This is a genomic window from Dactylosporangium sp. NPDC051087, from assembly GCF_055586325.1.
The window spans coordinates 74,591-91,431 of the sequence record NZ_JBVJIJ010000032.1 but is presented as its reverse complement, the minus strand read 5'-3'; the positions used below and the strand labels follow the sequence as shown (position 1 = coordinate 91,431).

The 16,841-nt window shown below is 74.4% G+C and carries 14 protein-coding genes; 11 read left to right on the top strand and 3 right to left on the bottom strand.

All coding sequences use genetic code 11. From position 1 onward, the window contains the following. Positions 1–29: 29 nt before the first annotated feature. The 3 genes from ACZ6TV_RS44465 to ACZ6TV_RS44455 are packed head-to-tail and all read right to left on the bottom strand — an operon-like array spanning position 30 to position 4,920. Positions 30–689, bottom strand: coding sequence for a hypothetical protein (locus ACZ6TV_RS44465; protein WP_465305694.1), 660 nt, complete (start codon positions 687–689; stop codon positions 30–32). 23 nt (positions 690–712) lie between these two features. Further along, complete coding sequence (locus ACZ6TV_RS44460; RefSeq protein ID WP_465305692.1) at positions 713–3,067, bottom strand: FHA domain-containing protein; 2,355 nt, start codon at positions 3,065–3,067, stop codon at positions 713–715. Further along, positions 3,064–4,920 carry a serine/threonine protein kinase gene (locus tag ACZ6TV_RS44455; protein WP_465305690.1) on the bottom strand — a complete coding sequence of 619 codons (1,857 nt, stop codon included), beginning with the start codon at positions 4,918–4,920 and terminating at the stop codon, positions 3,064–3,066. Before ACZ6TV_RS44455 ends, ACZ6TV_RS44460 begins: the two co-directional genes overlap by 4 nt. 120 nt (positions 4,921–5,040) lie before the next feature. On the opposite strand from ACZ6TV_RS44455, the gene ACZ6TV_RS44450 reads away from it, so the two are divergent. The 11 genes from ACZ6TV_RS44450 (at position 5,041) to ACZ6TV_RS44400 (ending at position 16,837) form a co-directional block, all read left to right on the top strand. Next, positions 5,041–8,028, top strand: coding sequence for an AfsR/SARP family transcriptional regulator (locus tag ACZ6TV_RS44450; protein WP_465305688.1), 2,988 nt, complete (start codon positions 5,041–5,043; stop codon positions 8,026–8,028). Positions 8,029–8,104: 76 nt separating this feature from the next. Then, entirely contained in the window at positions 8,105–9,358 is a 1,254-nt protein-coding gene (locus ACZ6TV_RS44445) for an MFS transporter (RefSeq protein ID WP_465305686.1), read from the top strand. Positions 9,359–9,487: 129 nt separating this feature from the next. Next, positions 9,488–10,450 (top strand): ATP-binding protein, encoded by a 963-nt coding sequence (locus ACZ6TV_RS44440; protein ID WP_465305684.1) that lies wholly within the window; start codon positions 9,488–9,490, stop codon positions 10,448–10,450. A gap of 17 nt (positions 10,451–10,467) precedes the next feature. Continuing rightward, positions 10,468–10,860, top strand: coding sequence for an SCO5389 family protein (locus ACZ6TV_RS44435; RefSeq protein WP_465305682.1), 393 nt, complete (start codon positions 10,468–10,470; stop codon positions 10,858–10,860). After that, entirely contained in the window at positions 10,850–11,863 is a 1,014-nt protein-coding gene (locus tag ACZ6TV_RS44430; protein WP_465305680.1) for an LLM class flavin-dependent oxidoreductase, read from the top strand. The genes ACZ6TV_RS44435 and ACZ6TV_RS44430 overlap by 11 nt, the downstream gene beginning before the upstream one ends. Before the next feature lie 133 nt (positions 11,864–11,996). Then, positions 11,997–12,950 (top strand): metal ABC transporter substrate-binding protein, encoded by a 954-nt coding sequence (locus ACZ6TV_RS44425; RefSeq protein WP_465305678.1) that lies wholly within the window; start codon positions 11,997–11,999, stop codon positions 12,948–12,950. Continuing rightward, positions 12,943–13,758, top strand: coding sequence for a metal ABC transporter ATP-binding protein (locus ACZ6TV_RS44420; protein ID WP_465305676.1), 816 nt, complete (start codon positions 12,943–12,945; stop codon positions 13,756–13,758). The genes ACZ6TV_RS44425 and ACZ6TV_RS44420 overlap by 8 nt, the downstream gene beginning before the upstream one ends. Beyond that, complete coding sequence (locus ACZ6TV_RS44415) at positions 13,751–14,611, top strand: metal ABC transporter permease (protein WP_465305674.1); 861 nt, start codon at positions 13,751–13,753, stop codon at positions 14,609–14,611. The genes ACZ6TV_RS44420 and ACZ6TV_RS44415 overlap by 8 nt, the downstream gene beginning before the upstream one ends. After that, the gene (locus ACZ6TV_RS44410; RefSeq protein ID WP_465305672.1) at positions 14,598–15,470 is read left to right on the top strand and encodes a metal ABC transporter permease; all 873 of its coding nucleotides are present in this window, start codon (positions 14,598–14,600) and stop codon (positions 15,468–15,470) included. The genes ACZ6TV_RS44415 and ACZ6TV_RS44410 overlap by 14 nt, the downstream gene beginning before the upstream one ends. A gap of 39 nt (positions 15,471–15,509) precedes the next feature. Then, positions 15,510–15,809 (top strand): ArsR/SmtB family transcription factor, encoded by a 300-nt coding sequence (locus ACZ6TV_RS44405; RefSeq protein ID WP_465305670.1) that lies wholly within the window; start codon positions 15,510–15,512, stop codon positions 15,807–15,809. Positions 15,810–15,841: 32 nt separating this feature from the next. Beyond that, on the top strand, positions 15,842–16,837 hold the full coding sequence (locus ACZ6TV_RS44400; protein ID WP_465305668.1) for a caspase family protein: 996 nt from the start codon (positions 15,842–15,844) through the stop codon (positions 16,835–16,837). Positions 16,838–16,841 lie beyond the last annotated feature (4 nt).

Below are 16,841 nucleotides of genomic sequence, written 5' to 3'. Positions count from 1 at the left end.
GGCGTTCGGCGGGTGAGGACGGCGCACAGCTACGCGGGAGGTAGCGCCTGGGGGTCTGGCGGGCCGCCGAGCATCCGCTGCTCGTGGGCCGTCACCTCGGCGACCGCCCGGGCCAGCGGGGCGAGCGCCGGCAAGTGCAGCCCGCCCGGGCCGTACACCAGCCGGGCGATGCTCACCGCGAACCACGGCGCCGCCGGGCCGTGCAGCATCACCGGGTCGCCGACCTCGTAGCGCAGCACGAACAGCCACTGCGCCGCGTCGCCCTGCAGCTCCACGATCCCGGAGTGCCAGAAGCTCAGCCACCGGCCGCGGTAGTCGCAGAGCAGGCGCTGGCTGGTGAGCAGCGTGCGGACCGTCGCGTGGTCGCGCCACTGGTGCGCGGCCTGCGCCTGCGCGCGGTTGCGCGCCGCGGCGTTGCCGATCGCGTTCGCCGCCAGCCCGGCGGCCACGAACGTCGCCGAGCCCAGCAGCATCGTGCTGCTCTGCTGGTACGTCACCGTGGTGCCGTAGAAGCGGGCGTAGCCGAGCAGGGCGTCGCCGTAGGCCACCTCGTCCGGGTTGAGCCGGACCGCACCCGGCGGCAGCGCGATCAGATCTCCGCCGCCGTGCAGGTAGCCGTACAGGCGGCAGGCGCTGCTCCAGCCCTCGCGCAGCGCGGCCTGCTGCGGGTCCTCCGATTTGCGTGGCACCGGTGCCTCCAGTCTCCGGGCGTTCAACGGCCCGGCTCGTGCCGGCGCATCGCCCACCTGCCGGCGCCGGTGACGAGCACCCCTTGCAGGGCGAGGACGCCCATCGCCCACCACCACGCGGCGGCGGTGTGCCGCCACAACGCGTCCGCGCTCGGATCCACCGCCAGCGCGCGCAGGTCGACGGTGGCCGCCGCCGCGGCGTACCCCCACCGGGCCGGGGCCAGCCACGACAGCTGCTCGACGCCGGCGCGGCCGACCACCGCGAACAGGCCGCCGCACAGCACCAGCTGCGCCATCACCAGCCCGACGAGGACCGGCATCGTCTGCTCGCCGGTCGAGACGTAGGCGCTGACCAGCAGCCCGGTCACGGTCGAGACCAGCGCGGTCAGCCAGACGACCGCGATCAGCTCCAGCAGCGGCCAGCGCAGCGCCAGCGCCTCCTGCGCCCCCGGCCGCCCGGCCAGGCCCACGAGCACGAACAGCGCCGCCTGTACCCCGTTCACCGCGGCGAACCCGAGCAGCTTCGAGCCCAGGTACGCCCCCGGCGCCAGCCCGACGGCGCGTTCCCGCCGGTAGACGGGGCGCTCCCGGACCAGCTCCCGGACGCCGCCGGCGAGGCCGAAGAACACCGCCCCGATGATGAGCACGACGGTCAGCTGCGCCGCCTCCGTGCTGCGCCCCAGCGGGTTGCCCGGCCGGGCGAAGCCGTCGTCGCCGGGGATCACGTACAGCAGCGCGGCCAGGCCCAGCGGCAGCCCGAGCAGCAGGGCCGCGTACATCCGGTCGGCCAGGGTCACGGCGGCCATCCGCCGGGTCAGGATCGTCAGCTGCCGCCACCAGCCCTGCCGGGGCGGCGGCGGCTCGGCCGGCGCCGGCACCCCGCCCGGGGTCGCGCCGGTGCTCACCGGGGGCGGCGGCGTGGCCATGGCGGCGTACCGTGCGGCCCAGCCGTCCGGGTCGTCGTACACCTGCTTGAACACGTCGGCGTACTCCTCGGCGCCGAAGAACGCCAGCAGGTCGCCGGGCGGCCCGAAGTACGCGACCTTGCCGCCGCGGCCGAGCACCAGCACCCGGTCGCAGACGTTGAGGTGCAGCGGGCTGTGCGTGACCACGACGACCGTGCGGCCCCGGTCGGCGAGGCCGCGCAGGCTCAGCATCACGTCCCGGTCCAGCGACGGGTCCAGCCCGGAGGTCGGCTCGTCGAGGAACAGCAGCGACGGCTCGGTGAGCAGCTCCAGCGCCACCGAGGTGCGCTTGCGCTGCCCGCCGGACAGGGTGTCGATGCGCTGGTCGGCGTGGCCGGTCAGGCCGAGCTGGCCGAGCACCTCGTCGATGCGCTGCTCCCGCTCGGCCGCCGTGACATCCGAGCCGAAGCGCAGCGCCGCGGCGTACCGCAGCGCCCGGCGCACACTCAGCGCGGCGTGCAGGATGTCGTCCTGCGGCACCAGGCCGATCCGCTGGCGCAGGTCGTCGTACTCGGCATACAGGTCCTGGCCCTGGTACACGACCGCGCCCTCGTTCGCCGGGCGGTACCCGGTCAACGCGCCCAGCAGCGTCGACTTGCCGGCCCCGCTCGGCCCGACGACGGCGAGCAGGCGGCACTCGCCGAGCTCGAAGCCGACGCCGTCGAGCAGCCGCTTCCCGCCGGCGACCGTCACGCCCAGGCCCTGCACCCGCAGCGAGACCCGGCCGGTGTCGACGTACTCGCGCAGCTGCCAGCCGTCCACGACCAGCTGGTGCCGCCCGAACGACAGCAGGTCGCCGGGGCGCAGGTCGGCCTCGCTGACCCGGCGGCCGTTGACGAACGTGCCGTTGCGGGTGCCGAGGTCGACGAGCCGCAGCCCGCCGCCGGTGCGCACCAGGTCCGCGTGGTACCGCGACACCTGCAGGTCGGCCAGGACGATGTCGTTGTCCGGGGCGCGCCCGATCCGGGTGCGGTCCGCCGCGCGGTAGGTCGCCGACGGCACCCGGCCCGCCTCGAACCGTGGCCCGGACGCGTCCGGTGCCGCCGCCACGGTGACCGGCGGCGCCGCGTGCTTCGGGTTCTCTGGGTGCTCTGGGTGCTCCGGGTGCTCCGGGTGCTCTGGGCGCAGGGTGAGGGTGGGCCCGTCGACGCCGCCCAGCCGTACCTGGCACGGCCGCGTGAGGTCGAGCTCGTCCACCCGCACGCCCGCGGTGAAGGTGCCGTTGCGGCTGCCCAGGTCGCGCAGCCGCCAGCCACCGGCCCGCCACCGCACCTCGACGTGCTCCCGGGACACCCGCGGGTCCTCGATCACGATTCGGCACAGCGGGTCCCGGCCGATGCGCAGCACCTGCTCCTCCGGGCCGATCCGGCGTTCCCCGTCGGGGGCACCGATCAGCAGCGCCGGCACGGTCACGGGCCCGCCTTCGGCAGCCGCTTGGCCATCGCCGTGGCGAGCTGGATCGCGTCGGACTGGTAGCTGCCGCGGGTGCCGGCCAGGAAGTAGGCCCCGGTGACCGCCACCTCGACGACGACCTGACCGCTGCGGACGAAGACGATCGCGACCTTGTCGCTGTCGCCGTTGTCGGAGAAGATGCCGAGGCTCTCCTCGCCGAGCTTCGCGGTCTGCAGCTCCGACCATCCGCAGCGGGCCGCCGTGGTGCGCAGCGTGGTGAAGAAGACCTTCGCCTCGTCGCTGTAGAAGCCCGCCACCGCCGAGCCCACGAACGGGTACCCCTGGGCTCCGGTCACCTTGAAGTTGTTGGTCTCCGTGCCGGCGATGGCGTCGCCGGCGACCGCGCCGCCGGCGCACAGCTCCAGCTTGGCCAGTCCGCCCCGCAGGTAGGAGTTCTCGGTGCGGGACTCGACCGTGCTCGGCGAGGCGCTCATGACCGCGGCGATGTCTCCGACCGACACCAGCGCCGAGCGCAGCTCCGTCACCGGCGGCGGTGGCCGGCTCTTGTCGAACGAGCGGGTGGCGCCGGGCCGGCCCGCGCCAGGGCCGCCGGTGCCGCCGCCGGTGTCGTCGAGCGACGAGCCGAACTTGTACAGGGAGAAGCAGCAGCCGGCGACGAGCGCCAGCACCACACCCAGGGTCACCAGCAGGGCCTTGCCGGTGCTGCGCTTCGGCTGCCCGGCGCCCAGGTGCCCGCCGGGTGGTGCCGTCGGCGGCATCGGGTAGTCGACCGGCCGCGGCGACGCCGGCGCGCCGGCGAACGAACCGGGTGGCAGCGGGTAGCCCGCCGCCGCGCCGCCGGACGGCCCGACCGGCGCGAACCCGCCGCCGGACGTGGGTCGCGGCGGGGGCGTGTACCCCGGACCCCCCGGAACCATGGTGGGCGGTGACGCGTGCCCGGGGCCGGTGGTCGGTGGCAGGGCCGAGAGGCCCGGACCGGCCGTGGTCTGCAGCGGCGCCGACCGTAGCGCGCGGACCCAGCCGGCGGCGGAGGCGGGCCGCGCGCCGGGCTGGATCGCGAGCATCGCGACGATGCCGCGGATCTCCCGGTCGTGGCCCGGGCCGAGCCCGGCGGCGAGCCGCTGGGTCATGCCGTCGACGTCCCCGGCGACCGGTGCCTCGCCGGTCACCGCGTAGTAGACCGTCGCGCCGAGCGTGTAGCGGTCGGTGGCCGGCGTGTACTCGCCGCGGGCGAGTGACTCAGGCGCCATGAACGGCGCGGTGCCGAAGATCCGCGACGTCCGGTCGGTGCTGCGCAGCCGGACCAGCCCGAAGTCCACCAGGTACACCCGGCCGTCGGCGGCGAGCAGGACGTTCGCCGGTTTGATGTCGCGGTGGATCACCGCGGCGCCGTCGGTGTCCCGGCCGCTGTGCAGGTGGTCGACGGCCTCGGCGACGTGCTCCAGCGACGCGAGCACGTCCAGGCCGCGGACCTCGCCGCGCTCCAGGGCCTCCTGCAGGTTGTGCCCCTCGATCCACTTCATCACGAAGTAGAGCCGCCGGCCGCCGGTGGCCTCCTCGCCCGCGGCGTGCGGCGGCGGGCCGACGAAGACCTCCTTCACCTTCACCAGCGCCGGGTGCTCCACCTGCGTGGCGAGCGCCGCCTGCAGCCGCAGGTCCTCCAGCTGCCGTTCGGCGACCGAGTCGTCGTCGATGCGGATCATCTTCACCGCGTACCGGAAGGACTCGGTGCCGTGATGCTCACGCGCCAGCCAGACCTCGCCCTCGCCGCCCGCGGCACGCCGCTGCACCAGTTCGTACCGCTGCGGCGCGTCCACCGGACCGACGTAGTACGGGCCCCCGTCCGTCGACACGAGATCTCTCACCATTTTCTGAGCTCCGGGCGAATGCCGGGCGAGCGTAACGGAGCCGCGGCACCCGGTTCAGGTCGTTGTTAGCGGCTTGTTAGCGCCGCGGTGCGATATCAATGGCCTGTGCGATTCGCAGTTCTGGGGCCCGTCGAGGTCCGCGAGGAGGGCCGGCTGCTGCCCGCCGGCAGCGGCCGGGCCCGGCTGGTGCTCGCCTCCCTGCTCCTGGACGCCGACCGGCTCAGCCCTGCCGACCTGCTGATCGCCACGCTCTGGCAGGACCCGCCCGGCTCCGCGAAGGCCCAGTTGCACAACCTGGTGAGCGGGCTGCGCCGCCGGTACCGGGCGGTGGACCCCGCGCTCATCGAGACCCGCCCCACCGGGTACACGCTGCGCCTGGGACCGCACCGGCTGGATCTGGCGGAGTTCCGCGAGCTGGCCGGGCGGGGCCGCGCCGCCGCCGGCGCCGGTGACCGCACCGCCGCGCTGGCCCTGCTGGACCGCGCGCTGTCGCTGTGGCGCGGCCCCGCCCTCGCCGACGTCGACGGCCCGCACACCGCCGCGGTCCGCGAGAACCTGCACCGGGAGCGGCTCTCCGCCGCCGAGGTCAAGCTCGACGTGGCGCTGGCCCTCGGCGAGCACGACACCGTCCTGCGGGAGGTCGAGCCGCTGCTGGCCGCGCACCCGCACGCGGAACGGCTCTACCGCCACCAGATGCTGGCGCTGGCCGGGGCCGGCCGCCGCGCGGAGGCGCTCGCCGTCTACCGCCGCGCGTACCGGCGCCTCGTCGACGACGTCGGCGTGGAACCGGGTCCGCTGCTGCGCGCCACGGAACGGCTCATCCTGCGGGGACGGCCGGTCGCGCCGCCGGTCGCGGCACCCACCCGCCCGGTGCCGCGGCAGCTGCCGCCGGCGGTCGAGCTGGCCGGGCGCGGCCCGCTGCTCGACCAGATCACCGCCCGGCTCGACGGCCCCGCCGCCGCGCCGGTGGTGCTGCTGGTCGGCCCCGGCGGGGTCGGCAAGAGCGGACTGGCCGTGGCCGCCGCGCACCGGCTCGGCACCGTCTACCCGGACGGGCAGCTGTACGCCGACCTGCGCGGCAGCCGCGACACCCCGGCCGACCCGCACCGGATCCTGGAGCGGTTCCTGCGAGCGCTCGGCGTGCCCGGCGCGGACCTGCCCGCCGACCCGGAGGAGCGGGTCACGCTGTACCGCAGCCACCTCGCCGCGGCCAGGATGCTGGTGGTGCTCGACGACGCCGCCGACGAGGCGCAGCTGCGGCCGCTGCTCACCGCCACCGGCGGGGTCCTGGTGACCTCCCGCCGGCAGCTGGCGGCGCTGCTGCCCGCGGCCCGGTTCGTGGTGCCGGCGCTGCCGGCCGCCGACGCGGTCCGGCTGCTGGCGGCCGGCGCCGGAGAGGCCCGCGTCGCCGCCGAACCGGCGGCCGCGCGGGAGATCGTGCGGCTCTGCGGCGGGCTGCCGCTCGCTGTGTGCATCGTGGCCGCCCGGCTCGCGGTGCGGCCCGGCACACCCCTCGAGGAGCTGCGCGCCCGGCTCGCGGCACAGCGCGGCCGGCTCGACGAGCTCACCGTCGGCGACCTCGACGTGCGGGCCAGCATCGCGCTGAGCCACGACGCGCTGCCCGGCGAGGCGCGGCGGCTGCTGCTGCGGCTGAGCCTGGTCACCGCCGCCGACTGGCCGCGATGGGTGGCGCAGGCGCTGCTCGACGTGCCCGCCCCGCCCGCCCGCGCGGTGCTCGACCAGCTCGCCGAGGTCCACCTGGTCGAGCCGCTGGGCCGCGACATCGCCGGGCAGGACCGGTTCCGGCTGCACGAGCTCGTCGCCGAGTACGCCCGGGAACGCCACCGCACCGACGAGCCCCCGGCCGGCCGCGAGCACGCCCTGCACCGGCTGCTGCACGGCTGGCTCGCGCTGGCCGGCGCGGCCGACGAGCTGCTGGGCGACGCCACCGGCGCGCCCGGCCCGCCGGTCGGGCCGCCACCGCAGGACGGTGCCCGGGCGGTGCGCGCCGGCGCCCTGGACTGGTTCGAGACCGAACGGGCCGGCCTGGTCGCCGCCGTCGACCAGGCCGCGGCCGCGCACCTGCCGGAGGTCGCCGGCGCCCTCGCGCTGCGGATGTCGACGTTCCTGGGCAACCGCGGCTACGCCGACGACTGGAAGCACACGCTGCACACGGCGATCCAGGGCGCGCGGGCCGGCGGGTCGCACCGGCCGCTGGCCCGGCTGCTCGACGCGCTGTTCAAGGCGCACCTGCAGCGCGACGAGCACCCCCGGCTGCCCGCCGTCGCCGCCGAGCAGCTCGCCGTCGCCGAAGCGCTCGGCGACGCGGAGCTGCAGGTGCTCGCCCTGCGCAACGCCGGGCTCGCCGCGCTGCGCCTCGGCCGGTTCGACGAGGCGTTCGACAGTCTGGAACGGGCGGTGGCCACCGCCCGTTCCAGGGCGGTGTCAGGCCCGCTGCTCGGCGAGGCCCTGGACACGCTCGGCTTCGCCCGCTGGGACACCGGCGACGCCGCGGCGGCCGTGGCGCTGCTGCGGGAGGCGCTCGCAGTCGACGGCTCGACGGCCGGGTCGCTGCGCGCGGCGCTGCGCCGCTACCACTACGGCCTGGCACTCACCGCCGCCGGCCGGCTCGACGAGGCCCGGCACGCCCTCGCCGACGCGCTGGAGACCAGCCTCGCCGTCGGCGACGACCTCGGCACCGCGTACGTCGAGCAGGCGCTCGCCGACGTGGCGACCGGGCAGGGCCGCACGGCCGAGGCTGCGCGGCGGCTGGACCGGGCCCTCGCCGTGCACCGCGAGGTGGAACGCCCCGACGGCCACGCCGAGACCCTGCGCGCCCTCGGCGACCTGGCCGCCGCCGAGGGCCGCTGGGCGGACGCGGCCACCGCCCTGTGCCAGGCCGTGGACATCTGGCAGGGCATCGGCGCGACGGTGCAGACCGCCCGCGGGCTGGCCCGGCTGGAACGGGTCGCGGCCGCCTCCGGCGACGGGGCCGCGGCGGCGTACCGCGACAGGTGGCGGGCGGTCCTCGCGGAGCTGCGGCTGGACGAGGCCGCCCTGCACCTGCCGGCCGACCTCACCGTCCGCCCGTGAGCCGTCCGCAGGTGGTCGGCCTGGCGTACCCGCGGCGCGGCCGGGGCACCGGCTGACCAGCAGCGAAGGAGCTGACATGGGCAAGGCCCGACCCGGCCGCGCGGACCGGCGGCTGAGCCGCCCCGTGTGGTGGTTCGTCGGCGGGTACGGGCTGTCGGCCGTCGGCACCGGGCTCTGCTACCCCTTCCTGGCGATCTACCTGCATCAGTTGCACGGGTTGCCGGCCGGGGAGACGGCGGTGCTGCTGCTCGTGCTGGCCGGCGCCGCGGTGCCGATGTCGGTGTACGGCGGTGCGCTCGTCGACCGGCGCTCGCCCAGGGCGGTCGCGATCGGTGCGCTGCTGGTGCAGGCGGCGGGATGGCTGCTGCTGGCGGCCGGGCGCGGCTACGCGGCCCAACTGGTGGCGCTGCTCGTCATCGGCGTCGGCACCGGACTGTTCCTGCCGGCCGTGATCCCGATCATCGCCAGGCTCAGCGGCGGCGAGGCGGCCAAGGTCCGGGCGATGTCGATGCGGTACCTGCTGCTCAACGTCGGCCTGGGGATCGGCGGCGGGCTCGGCGGCCTCCTGCTGGGTGCCGCGACCGACGCCACCTACCGGTGGTTGTTCGCCGCGGACGGCGCCAGCTGCGCGCTGTACGCCGTGCTGATCGCGGTCTTCGTCCCCCTGCCGCGGGACGCCGGCGCGGCCGGGTCCCAGCGCAAGACCCTGGAGCGGTTCCGGCCCGGGCGCGGCTACGTGCTGCTGCTGGTCGCGCAGCTGCTGCTGGTGACGTTCGGGATGGCGCAGCTGGAGAGCGGCGTGCCGCTCGCCGTGCGCACCGACCTGGGCGGCTCCACGACGCTGGTCGGCGCCCTGTACGCCCTGGGCACGTTCGTCGTGCTGGCCGGGCAGCTGCCGGTGTCCCGTTGGGTGGAGCGGGTGCACAAGACGCGTGCGCTGATCGCGATGAGCCTCGCGTGGGCCGGCGCGTGGCTGGCCGGCCATGCCGCGGGCGCCGTGAGCGGCGGGGCCAGGGTCGCACTGCTCGCCGTCATGATGGTCACGTTCGCGCTCGGCGAGTGCGCCTACAGCCCGGCGTTCTACACGCTCGTGGAAAGGCTGGCGCCGGCCGGCGCCCTGGGCCGGGCCACCGGCGCCGCGTGGGCGACGTTCCAGGTCGGCAACACAATTGGGCCGCCGGTCGCGGTGTACCTGATCAGCACGCCCGTCCCGTTCTGGTTGGTGCTCGCGGCCGCGGCGACGTCCGCCGCGGCGCTGCTGTTCGCGGTGGACCGGCGGATGCACGCGCCGGCGGCGCCGGACCGGCCCCTGACCACCGTCGCCGGGTAACGCCGGACCTCGCTCCTCATGCACGTCACCGGATCGCCGCGCGGGTCGGCGGCAAGTTGTGGTGCCGGAAGGGGCTGAATCCGGGCGAACCGCTTGACGGTGAAAATGAAAACCGATACCACTAGGGTTGTGAAGACAGCGTTCGTGGGCAAGGGTGGCAGCGGCAAGACGACGCTGGCCGCCCTCTTCGCCCGGCACCTTGCCCAGCAACACGTCCCGCTCCTGGCGATCGACGCGGACATCAACCAGCACCTGGCCGTCGCACTCGGCGCCGACCAGGACGAGGCCGCGTTGCTGCCGGCGCTCGGCGACCACCTCGACGAGATCAAGGAACACCTGCGCGGGGACAACCCGCGGATCGCCTCGGCCGCGGCGATGCTGAAGACCACGCCGCCCGGCGCGGGGTCGCGGCTGGTCGGTGTCGGCGACGGCAACCCGATCTACGACCGCCTCGTCCGGCCGGTCGGTGGCGTCCGGCTCGCCGTGACGGGCCCGTTCGCCGTCGACGACCTCGGCGTCGCGTGCTACCACTCGAAGGTCGGCGCGGTCGAGCTGCTGCTCAACCACATGCTCGACGGCCCGGGGGAGTACGCGGTGGTGGACATGACCGCCGGCGCCGACTCGTTCGCCTCCGGCCTGTTCACCCGCTTCGACCTGACGTTCCTGGTGTGCGAGCCGACTGTGCGCAGCGTCGGGGTCTACCGGCAGTACACCGGCTACGCCCGCGACCACGGGGTGCGGGTCGCGGTCGTGGGCAACAAGGTCGACGACGCCGACGACGTGGCGTTCCTGCGCGAGCAGGTCGGTGACGACCTGTTGTGCTGGATCGGCCGGTCCGGATTCGTGAAGGCCGCCGAGCGCGGCCGGCATCTGCCGATCGGCGACCTCGAGCCGTCCAACGCCGCCGCGCTGCGCACGATGCGCGCCGCGCTGGACGGAGCGGTGAAGGACTGGCGCCGCTACGCGGCGCAGGCCGCGCAGTTCCACACCCGCAACGCCGTGGCATGGGGCAACGCCCGCGCGGGCGCCGACCTCACCGCACAGATCGACCCCGACTTCGTCCTGCAGCCGGCGACCGTCGCCGCGCGCTGACCGTAGAGGAGCACACGATGTCACTCGACGTCCCCACCGCACTGCTGGAGCGGGCCGAGGCCGGACCCGTCGACGATGCCGAGTTCGTCGCCTGCGTACGCGACTCGCTGCCCTACGCGTGGACGGTGATCAGCGGCGTCGCCGGCGACCTGCGCGCGTCCGGCGGCGACTTCGCCGACCACGAGGTGCCGCCGCCGAGCGAGGCGGAGCGCGGGCAGCTGCTGCGTGCCCTCGCGAGCGACGCGATCCGTGGCGGCCTGGAGCGGCACTTCGGGGTGAAGCTGGCGTTCCAGAACTGCCACCGGGTCGCCGCGTTCACCCCGGCCGCGGTCGGCGGCGAGCGCTACGAGGCGTTCGTCTCCCCCCGCGGGCAGCTGCTCAACCAGTCGCCGGAACTGCGTGACTGCTGACCCCGGCGCGGCCGGCAGGGAGGTGCGTGTCGACGCCTTCCTGCTGGCCGGCCAGTTCCCCGGCGCCGGCCACGGCGACGCGCTGCGGGCCGCGGTCACCTACGCGCAGGCCGCGGAGCGGGCCGGCTTCGACGGCGTGTGGCTCGCCGAGCACCACTTCGTCACGTACGGCACGTGCCCGTCCGCCGTCGCCATGGCCGGGTTCGTCCTCGGGCGGACGCGCCGGCTGCGGGTCGGCACCGCCGCGGCGAACCTGTCCAACCGGCACCCGGTCGCCCTGGCCGAGGAAGCGGCGCTGCTCGACGCCGTCTCCGGCGGCCGGTTCGACCTCGGCGTCGCCCGCGGCGGCCCGTGGGCCGACCTCGAGGTCTTCGGCACCGGCCTGGACCGCTACACCCCCGACGGCTTCGCCGAAGCACTCGGCGTCCTGCTCGCCACGCTCAGCGGCACCCGTACCGTCCGCGGCGACGGGACCCGCTTCCGCTTCCGCGAGGTGCCGGTCGTACCGCGGCCGCCGCGCGCCCTGCCGGTGTGGGTGGCGGCGACCTCGCCCGCGACGGTGGACCTGGCCGCCGGCCACGGGCTGCCGCTGCTGCTCGGCGTGCATGAGACCGACACGGGCAAGGCCGGGCTGATCCGCCGCCACACCCGACCGGGTGCCGGGCACGTGTCGGCGCATCTGGCGTACGTCGCGGACACCACCGCGCAGGCCGAGGACGTGCTCCGCGCGAGCTTGCCCGGCTGGCTCGCCAGGGCGGCCGAGCACGTCCGCATCGACGGCACCGCCATGACCAGGAACCTCGCCGGCTACGTCGAGCACCTGCTGGCGATCCATCCGATCGGACCGCCCGACAGGTGCGTGCGGCGGCTCACCCGCACGCTCACCGGCACCGGTGTCCGGCGGGTGCTGCTCATGGTCGAGGCCGGCGGCACGCCGGAACGCACGATCCGCAACATCGAACGCCTCGGCGCCGAGGTCCTCCCGGCCCTGCGCGCCGCCTGAGCTGTTCTGAGTGTCCGCCGCATGCGCTCATTGCGATGGGACGTCTCGTTATTGAAAATGAAAACGAGTACCGTCTGGCTCGTTCGGGACGCTGACCGCCCGACGGACGACTCGTATCCGAGGAGCAACCGATATGAAGCTGCGAACACTCGCAGTCGCCGCCACTCTCGCCGGCCTCGCGGCCGGCCTCGCCGCGTGCGGTGACGACGCGGGCAGCACGGCCCAACCGGCGAACGCCGGCGGCACCAAGCTGGCCGTGGTGGCGACCACCACCCAGGTCGCCGACTTCGCCCGCAACATCGGCGGCGACCGGGTCGCCGTCACGCAGCTCATCAAGCCCAACATCGACCCGCACGACTACGAGCCGACCCCGGCCGACCTCACCGCCATCGGCGCGGCCAAGGTGCTCGTCAAGAACGGCGTCGGACTCGAAGGCTGGCTCGACGCGACCATCAGCTCCGCCGGGTTCAAGGGGACCACGGTCGACGCCAGCACCGGCGTGAAGATCCGCCAGGGCGAGGGTGACGAAGCCGACGGGGCCAACCATGGCGACCCGCACATCTGGCACGACCCGCGCAACGCCAAGCTGATGGTGCAGACCATCGAGAAGGCGTTCAGCGCCGCGGCGCCGGCGGACGCCGCGACGTTCGCCAAGCACCTCGCCGCCTACAGCGCCGAGCTGGACCGGCTGGACGCGGACATCGCCGCGAAGATCGGCAAGCTGCCCGCCGGCGACCGCAAGCTGGTCACCAACCACGACGCGTTCGGCTACTACATCGACCGGTACCAGCTGCAGTTCGTCGGCTCGATCATCCCCAGCTTCGACACCTCCGCCGAACTGTCCGCCAAGGACGTCGACGACATCGTCGCGAAGATCAAGCAGACCGGCACGAAGGCCGTGTTCTCCGAGAGCTCGCTGCCGCCGAAGACCGCCGAGTCCATCGCCCGGCAGGCCGGCGTCCGCGTCGTCGCGGGCGAGGACGCCCTGTACGGCGACACCCTCGGTCCGGAAGGCTCCGCCGGCGACACCTACCTGAAGATGGAGACCCACAACACCGACACGATCGTCAAGGCACTCGGTGGCTGAGTCCACGACCGAGCCGGCGACGCCGACGGCCCTCCCCGTCGGCGTCGCCCTGCGCATCGAGCACGCGACGGTCGCCTACGACGGCACCCCCGTCCTGCAGGACGTCGACGCCCACGTGCTGCCCGGCGAGACCGTGGCGCTGATCGGCCCGAACGGCGCCGGCAAGTCCACCCTGATCAGGGCCGTCCTGGGGCTGGTGCCGGTCGCCGCCGGCACGGTCACCGTGCTCGGCCGGTCGCCGGCGGACGCCCGCCGCGACGTCGCCTACGTCCCGCAGGCCGACACCCTCGACCCGCAGTTCCCCATCTCCGTGGCGCAGGTCGTGCTCATGGGCCGCTACCGCCGGACCGGCTGGCAGCGCCGGCCCGGCCGCGCCGACCGGCACATCGCCGCGGAGGCCCTCGCCCAGGTGGGCCTCGCCGACCGGGCCAAGGCCAGATTCGGCACGCTCTCCGGCGGGCAGCGGCAACGCGTGCTGCTCGCCCGGGCCATTGCCCAGCAGCCCCGGCTGCTGCTGCTCGACGAGCCGTTCAACGGCGTCGACGCGCTCAGCCAGGACGCGCTGCTGACCGCGATCGCGGCCCTCAAACAGCACGGCGCCGCGGTCGTCATCAGCACCCACGACCTGACCCTGGCCCACCTCGCCTGTGACACCGCCTGCCTGCTCAACCGGCACGTGTACGGGTTCGGTCCGGTCCACGACGTGCTCACCCCGGACCTGCTGCGCGCCACCTACGGCAGCCAGGCCCTGCAACTGCGCGGCGACCGTGTCGTCGTCGCCCGCCCGATCGCGAACCGCCATGCGTAGCGTCCTCGTCGAGCCGTTCACCGCGCCGTTCATGGGCCGCGCCCTCGCCGAACTGCTGCTCCTGGCGGTGCTCGCCGGCGTCGTCAGCGCGTTCGTGCTGATCCGGCGGCTCGGGTTCGTCGCCGACACCATGACCCACACCGTCTTCCCCGGCGTCGTCATCGGGTTCCTCGCCGCCGGACCGGACGGCGTCTTCCCCGGCGCGCTCGTCGCCGCCGCGGTCACCGCGGCGCTGCTGACCCTGCTCACCCGCTCCCGGCGGGTCACCGACGACACGGCCCTCGCCGTGCTCCTCGCCGCGATGTTCGCCGTCGGCGTCATCCTCGTGTCCCGGCGCAGCTCCTACAGCGCCGACCTCACCGCGTTCCTGTTCGGGCGGCTGCTCGCCGTCACCACCACCCAACTGGCCCAGACCGCCGCCGTCGCCGCCGCCGTCCTGCTCACCCTGGCGCTGCTGGCCAAGGAACTGCGGCTGCGGGCGTTCGACCCGCAGACCGCCGAGGCCATGGGCTACCGCGTGTGGCTGCTGGACCTGCTGCTCAACCTGAGCGTCGCCCTCGTCGTCGTCGCGGCCGCCCAGTCCGTCGGCACCATCCTCGTCGTCGCGCTGCTCGTCGTCCCCGCCGCGACGGGCCGGCTGCTCTCCGACCGGCTCGCGGTGATCGCCGCCGTCGGTGTGCTGGCGGCGGCGGGCGCCGGATACGCCGGGCTCGTCGTCAGCTACCACGCATCCGTCACGTACGGGCTGCGGCTGGCCAGCGGCGGCACCGTCGTACTGGCCCTCGTCGCCCTGTACCTGCTCGCCCTGCTCGTGCCGCTCGTACGTCGGAGGCCGTCCGATGTCGTGGCTTGATGCCGCCTTCAACCGGGCCCTCGTCGAAGCGGTCCTGATCGGCGTCGCGACCGGGCTCCTCGGCGTGCAGGTCGTCCTGCGGCGCCTGGCGTTCTACACCATGGCGATGACCCACGCCACGTTCCCCGGTGTCGTCGTCGCCGCGGTCGTCGGCGTCGACCTGTACCTCGGCGGCGCCACCGCCGGGGTCCTCGCCGCGCTCGCCGTCGTCGCGCTGTCCCGGCGGCGCGGGCACGACCCGAGCACCGCGACCGCGGTGGCGCTCGCCGCCGGGTTCGCGCTCGGCGTGGTGCTGCTGTCCGCGCAAAGTGGCTTCACCAAGGACCTCACCGCCTACCTCGTCGGCTCGATCCTCACCGTGACCACCGAAGACCTGTACGTCGCCGCGGCGGTAACCGCCGTCGTCGCCGCCGCGCTGAGCCTGGGCCACCGGGCCTTGCTGTTCACCGCCTTCGACCGTGGCGGCGCCCGGGCCGCCGGCTACCGCACCACCGCCATCGACTTCGGGTTCCTGCTGCTCATCTCGGCGGTGGTCGTCACCGCCGTGCCGGCCGTCGGCACCATCCTCACCCTCGCGCTCGTCGTCGCCCCGGCCGGCGCGGCCCGGCTCTGGACCGACCGGATCGCCACCATGACCGCCGTCGCGGTCGGCCTCGCCGTCGCCAGCACCGTCGGCGGGTTGCTGCTGTCACGCACCTGGGACGTCGCCGCCGGCGCCGCGATCAGCCTGATCGCCACCGGCTGCTTCGCCGCCTCGATGCTCGTCGGGGTGCGGCACAGCGTGCTCGCCCGGTGGCGGCACCGCCGTGCCCTCGTGCAACCGTCCGGAGCCGGAGGGTCGGTTGCCATCCAACCCTGAGCCGACGCCGGTCCGCGCCGCGAGGGTGCGGTCGGCGCGGTGACGCCGGTCCGCGCCGCGAGGGAGCGGCCGGCGCTCTTCCGCGCCCTCGGCGCACCGATCCGGCTGGCGATCGTCGAGCTGCTGGCGCAACACGACCACCTGCACGTCCACCAGATCGTCGAGGCCGTCGGCGCCACCCACACCCTGGTCTCCCAGCAAAGCGATCGACAAGATCAAGGCCGCGGACGCCAAATTCGTCCGCATCGCTGCAACTTGGCAATTGGCGGGTCTGTCCGTCAGGTACCAGATGCAGGAGGTGATGCTCGTGGAACCCAGCGGCAACGAACGGCAGCGTGACTTGGCGTCAGCCAGGTTTCGTCCCGCGCGCCATGACTGACACCGTGCGCAAGGCACTCATCGTCGGCATCGACCATTACGAGCGGATCAACCCGCTGAGCGGTTGCGTCCAGGACGCGATCGCGGTGAAGGCGATGCTGGAACGCAACGCGGACGGGTCGCCGAACTTCACCGGGCCGGTCCTGCTCACCTCGCCGGACGCGAGCAAGCCGCTGTACAAGCGCGAGCTCAAGGAGGCCGTGCGTGACCTGTTCGCCGGCGACCCGGACGTGGCGCTGTTCTACTTCGCCGGGCACGGGCACGTCGAGGACACGGGCGGCTTCCTGTGCAGCAGCGAATGCGAGAAGGGCGACGAAGGACTGGCCCTGTCCGAGGTCATGTCCATGGCGAACAAGTCGCGGGCCAAGAACAGGATCATCATCCTGGACAGCTGCCACAGCGGGATCGTGGGCGGGCACGCGGTCAACACGACCGTCTCGGAGATCTCCAAGGGCGTGACGATCCTGACCGCTTCGACCGAGGAGCAGCTCGCTTACGAGCGCGACGAGGGCGGGGTCTTCACCAACCTGCTCCTCGACGCGCTCAACGGTGCCGCGGCGAACCTGGTCGGCGAGGTCACTCCCGGCAGTGCCTACGCCCACATCGACCAGTCGCTCGGTGCATGGGCGCAGCGTCCCGTCTTCAAAACCAACGTGCACCGGTTCGTGTCGCTGCGCAAGGCGAAGGCGCCGATCACGGTGGAGCACCTGCGGGACCTGAAGCGGCACTTCCCGGCGTCGCGGCACGAGCTGTCGCTCGATCCCACATACGAACCGGAACGCCCCGGTAGCGACACCGACCTGTCGATCCCGCCGCCGAATCCGGTCAACAACGCCACGTTCCGAGTACTGCAGCAATACGCGAGAGTGAACCTCGTGGAACCCGTCGGCGCGCCCCACATGTGGCACGCGGCCATGGGCTACAAGTCGTGCCGGCTGACGGCGCTCGGACGGCACTACTGGAACCTCGTCGACAAGGGCCTGATCTAGAGCC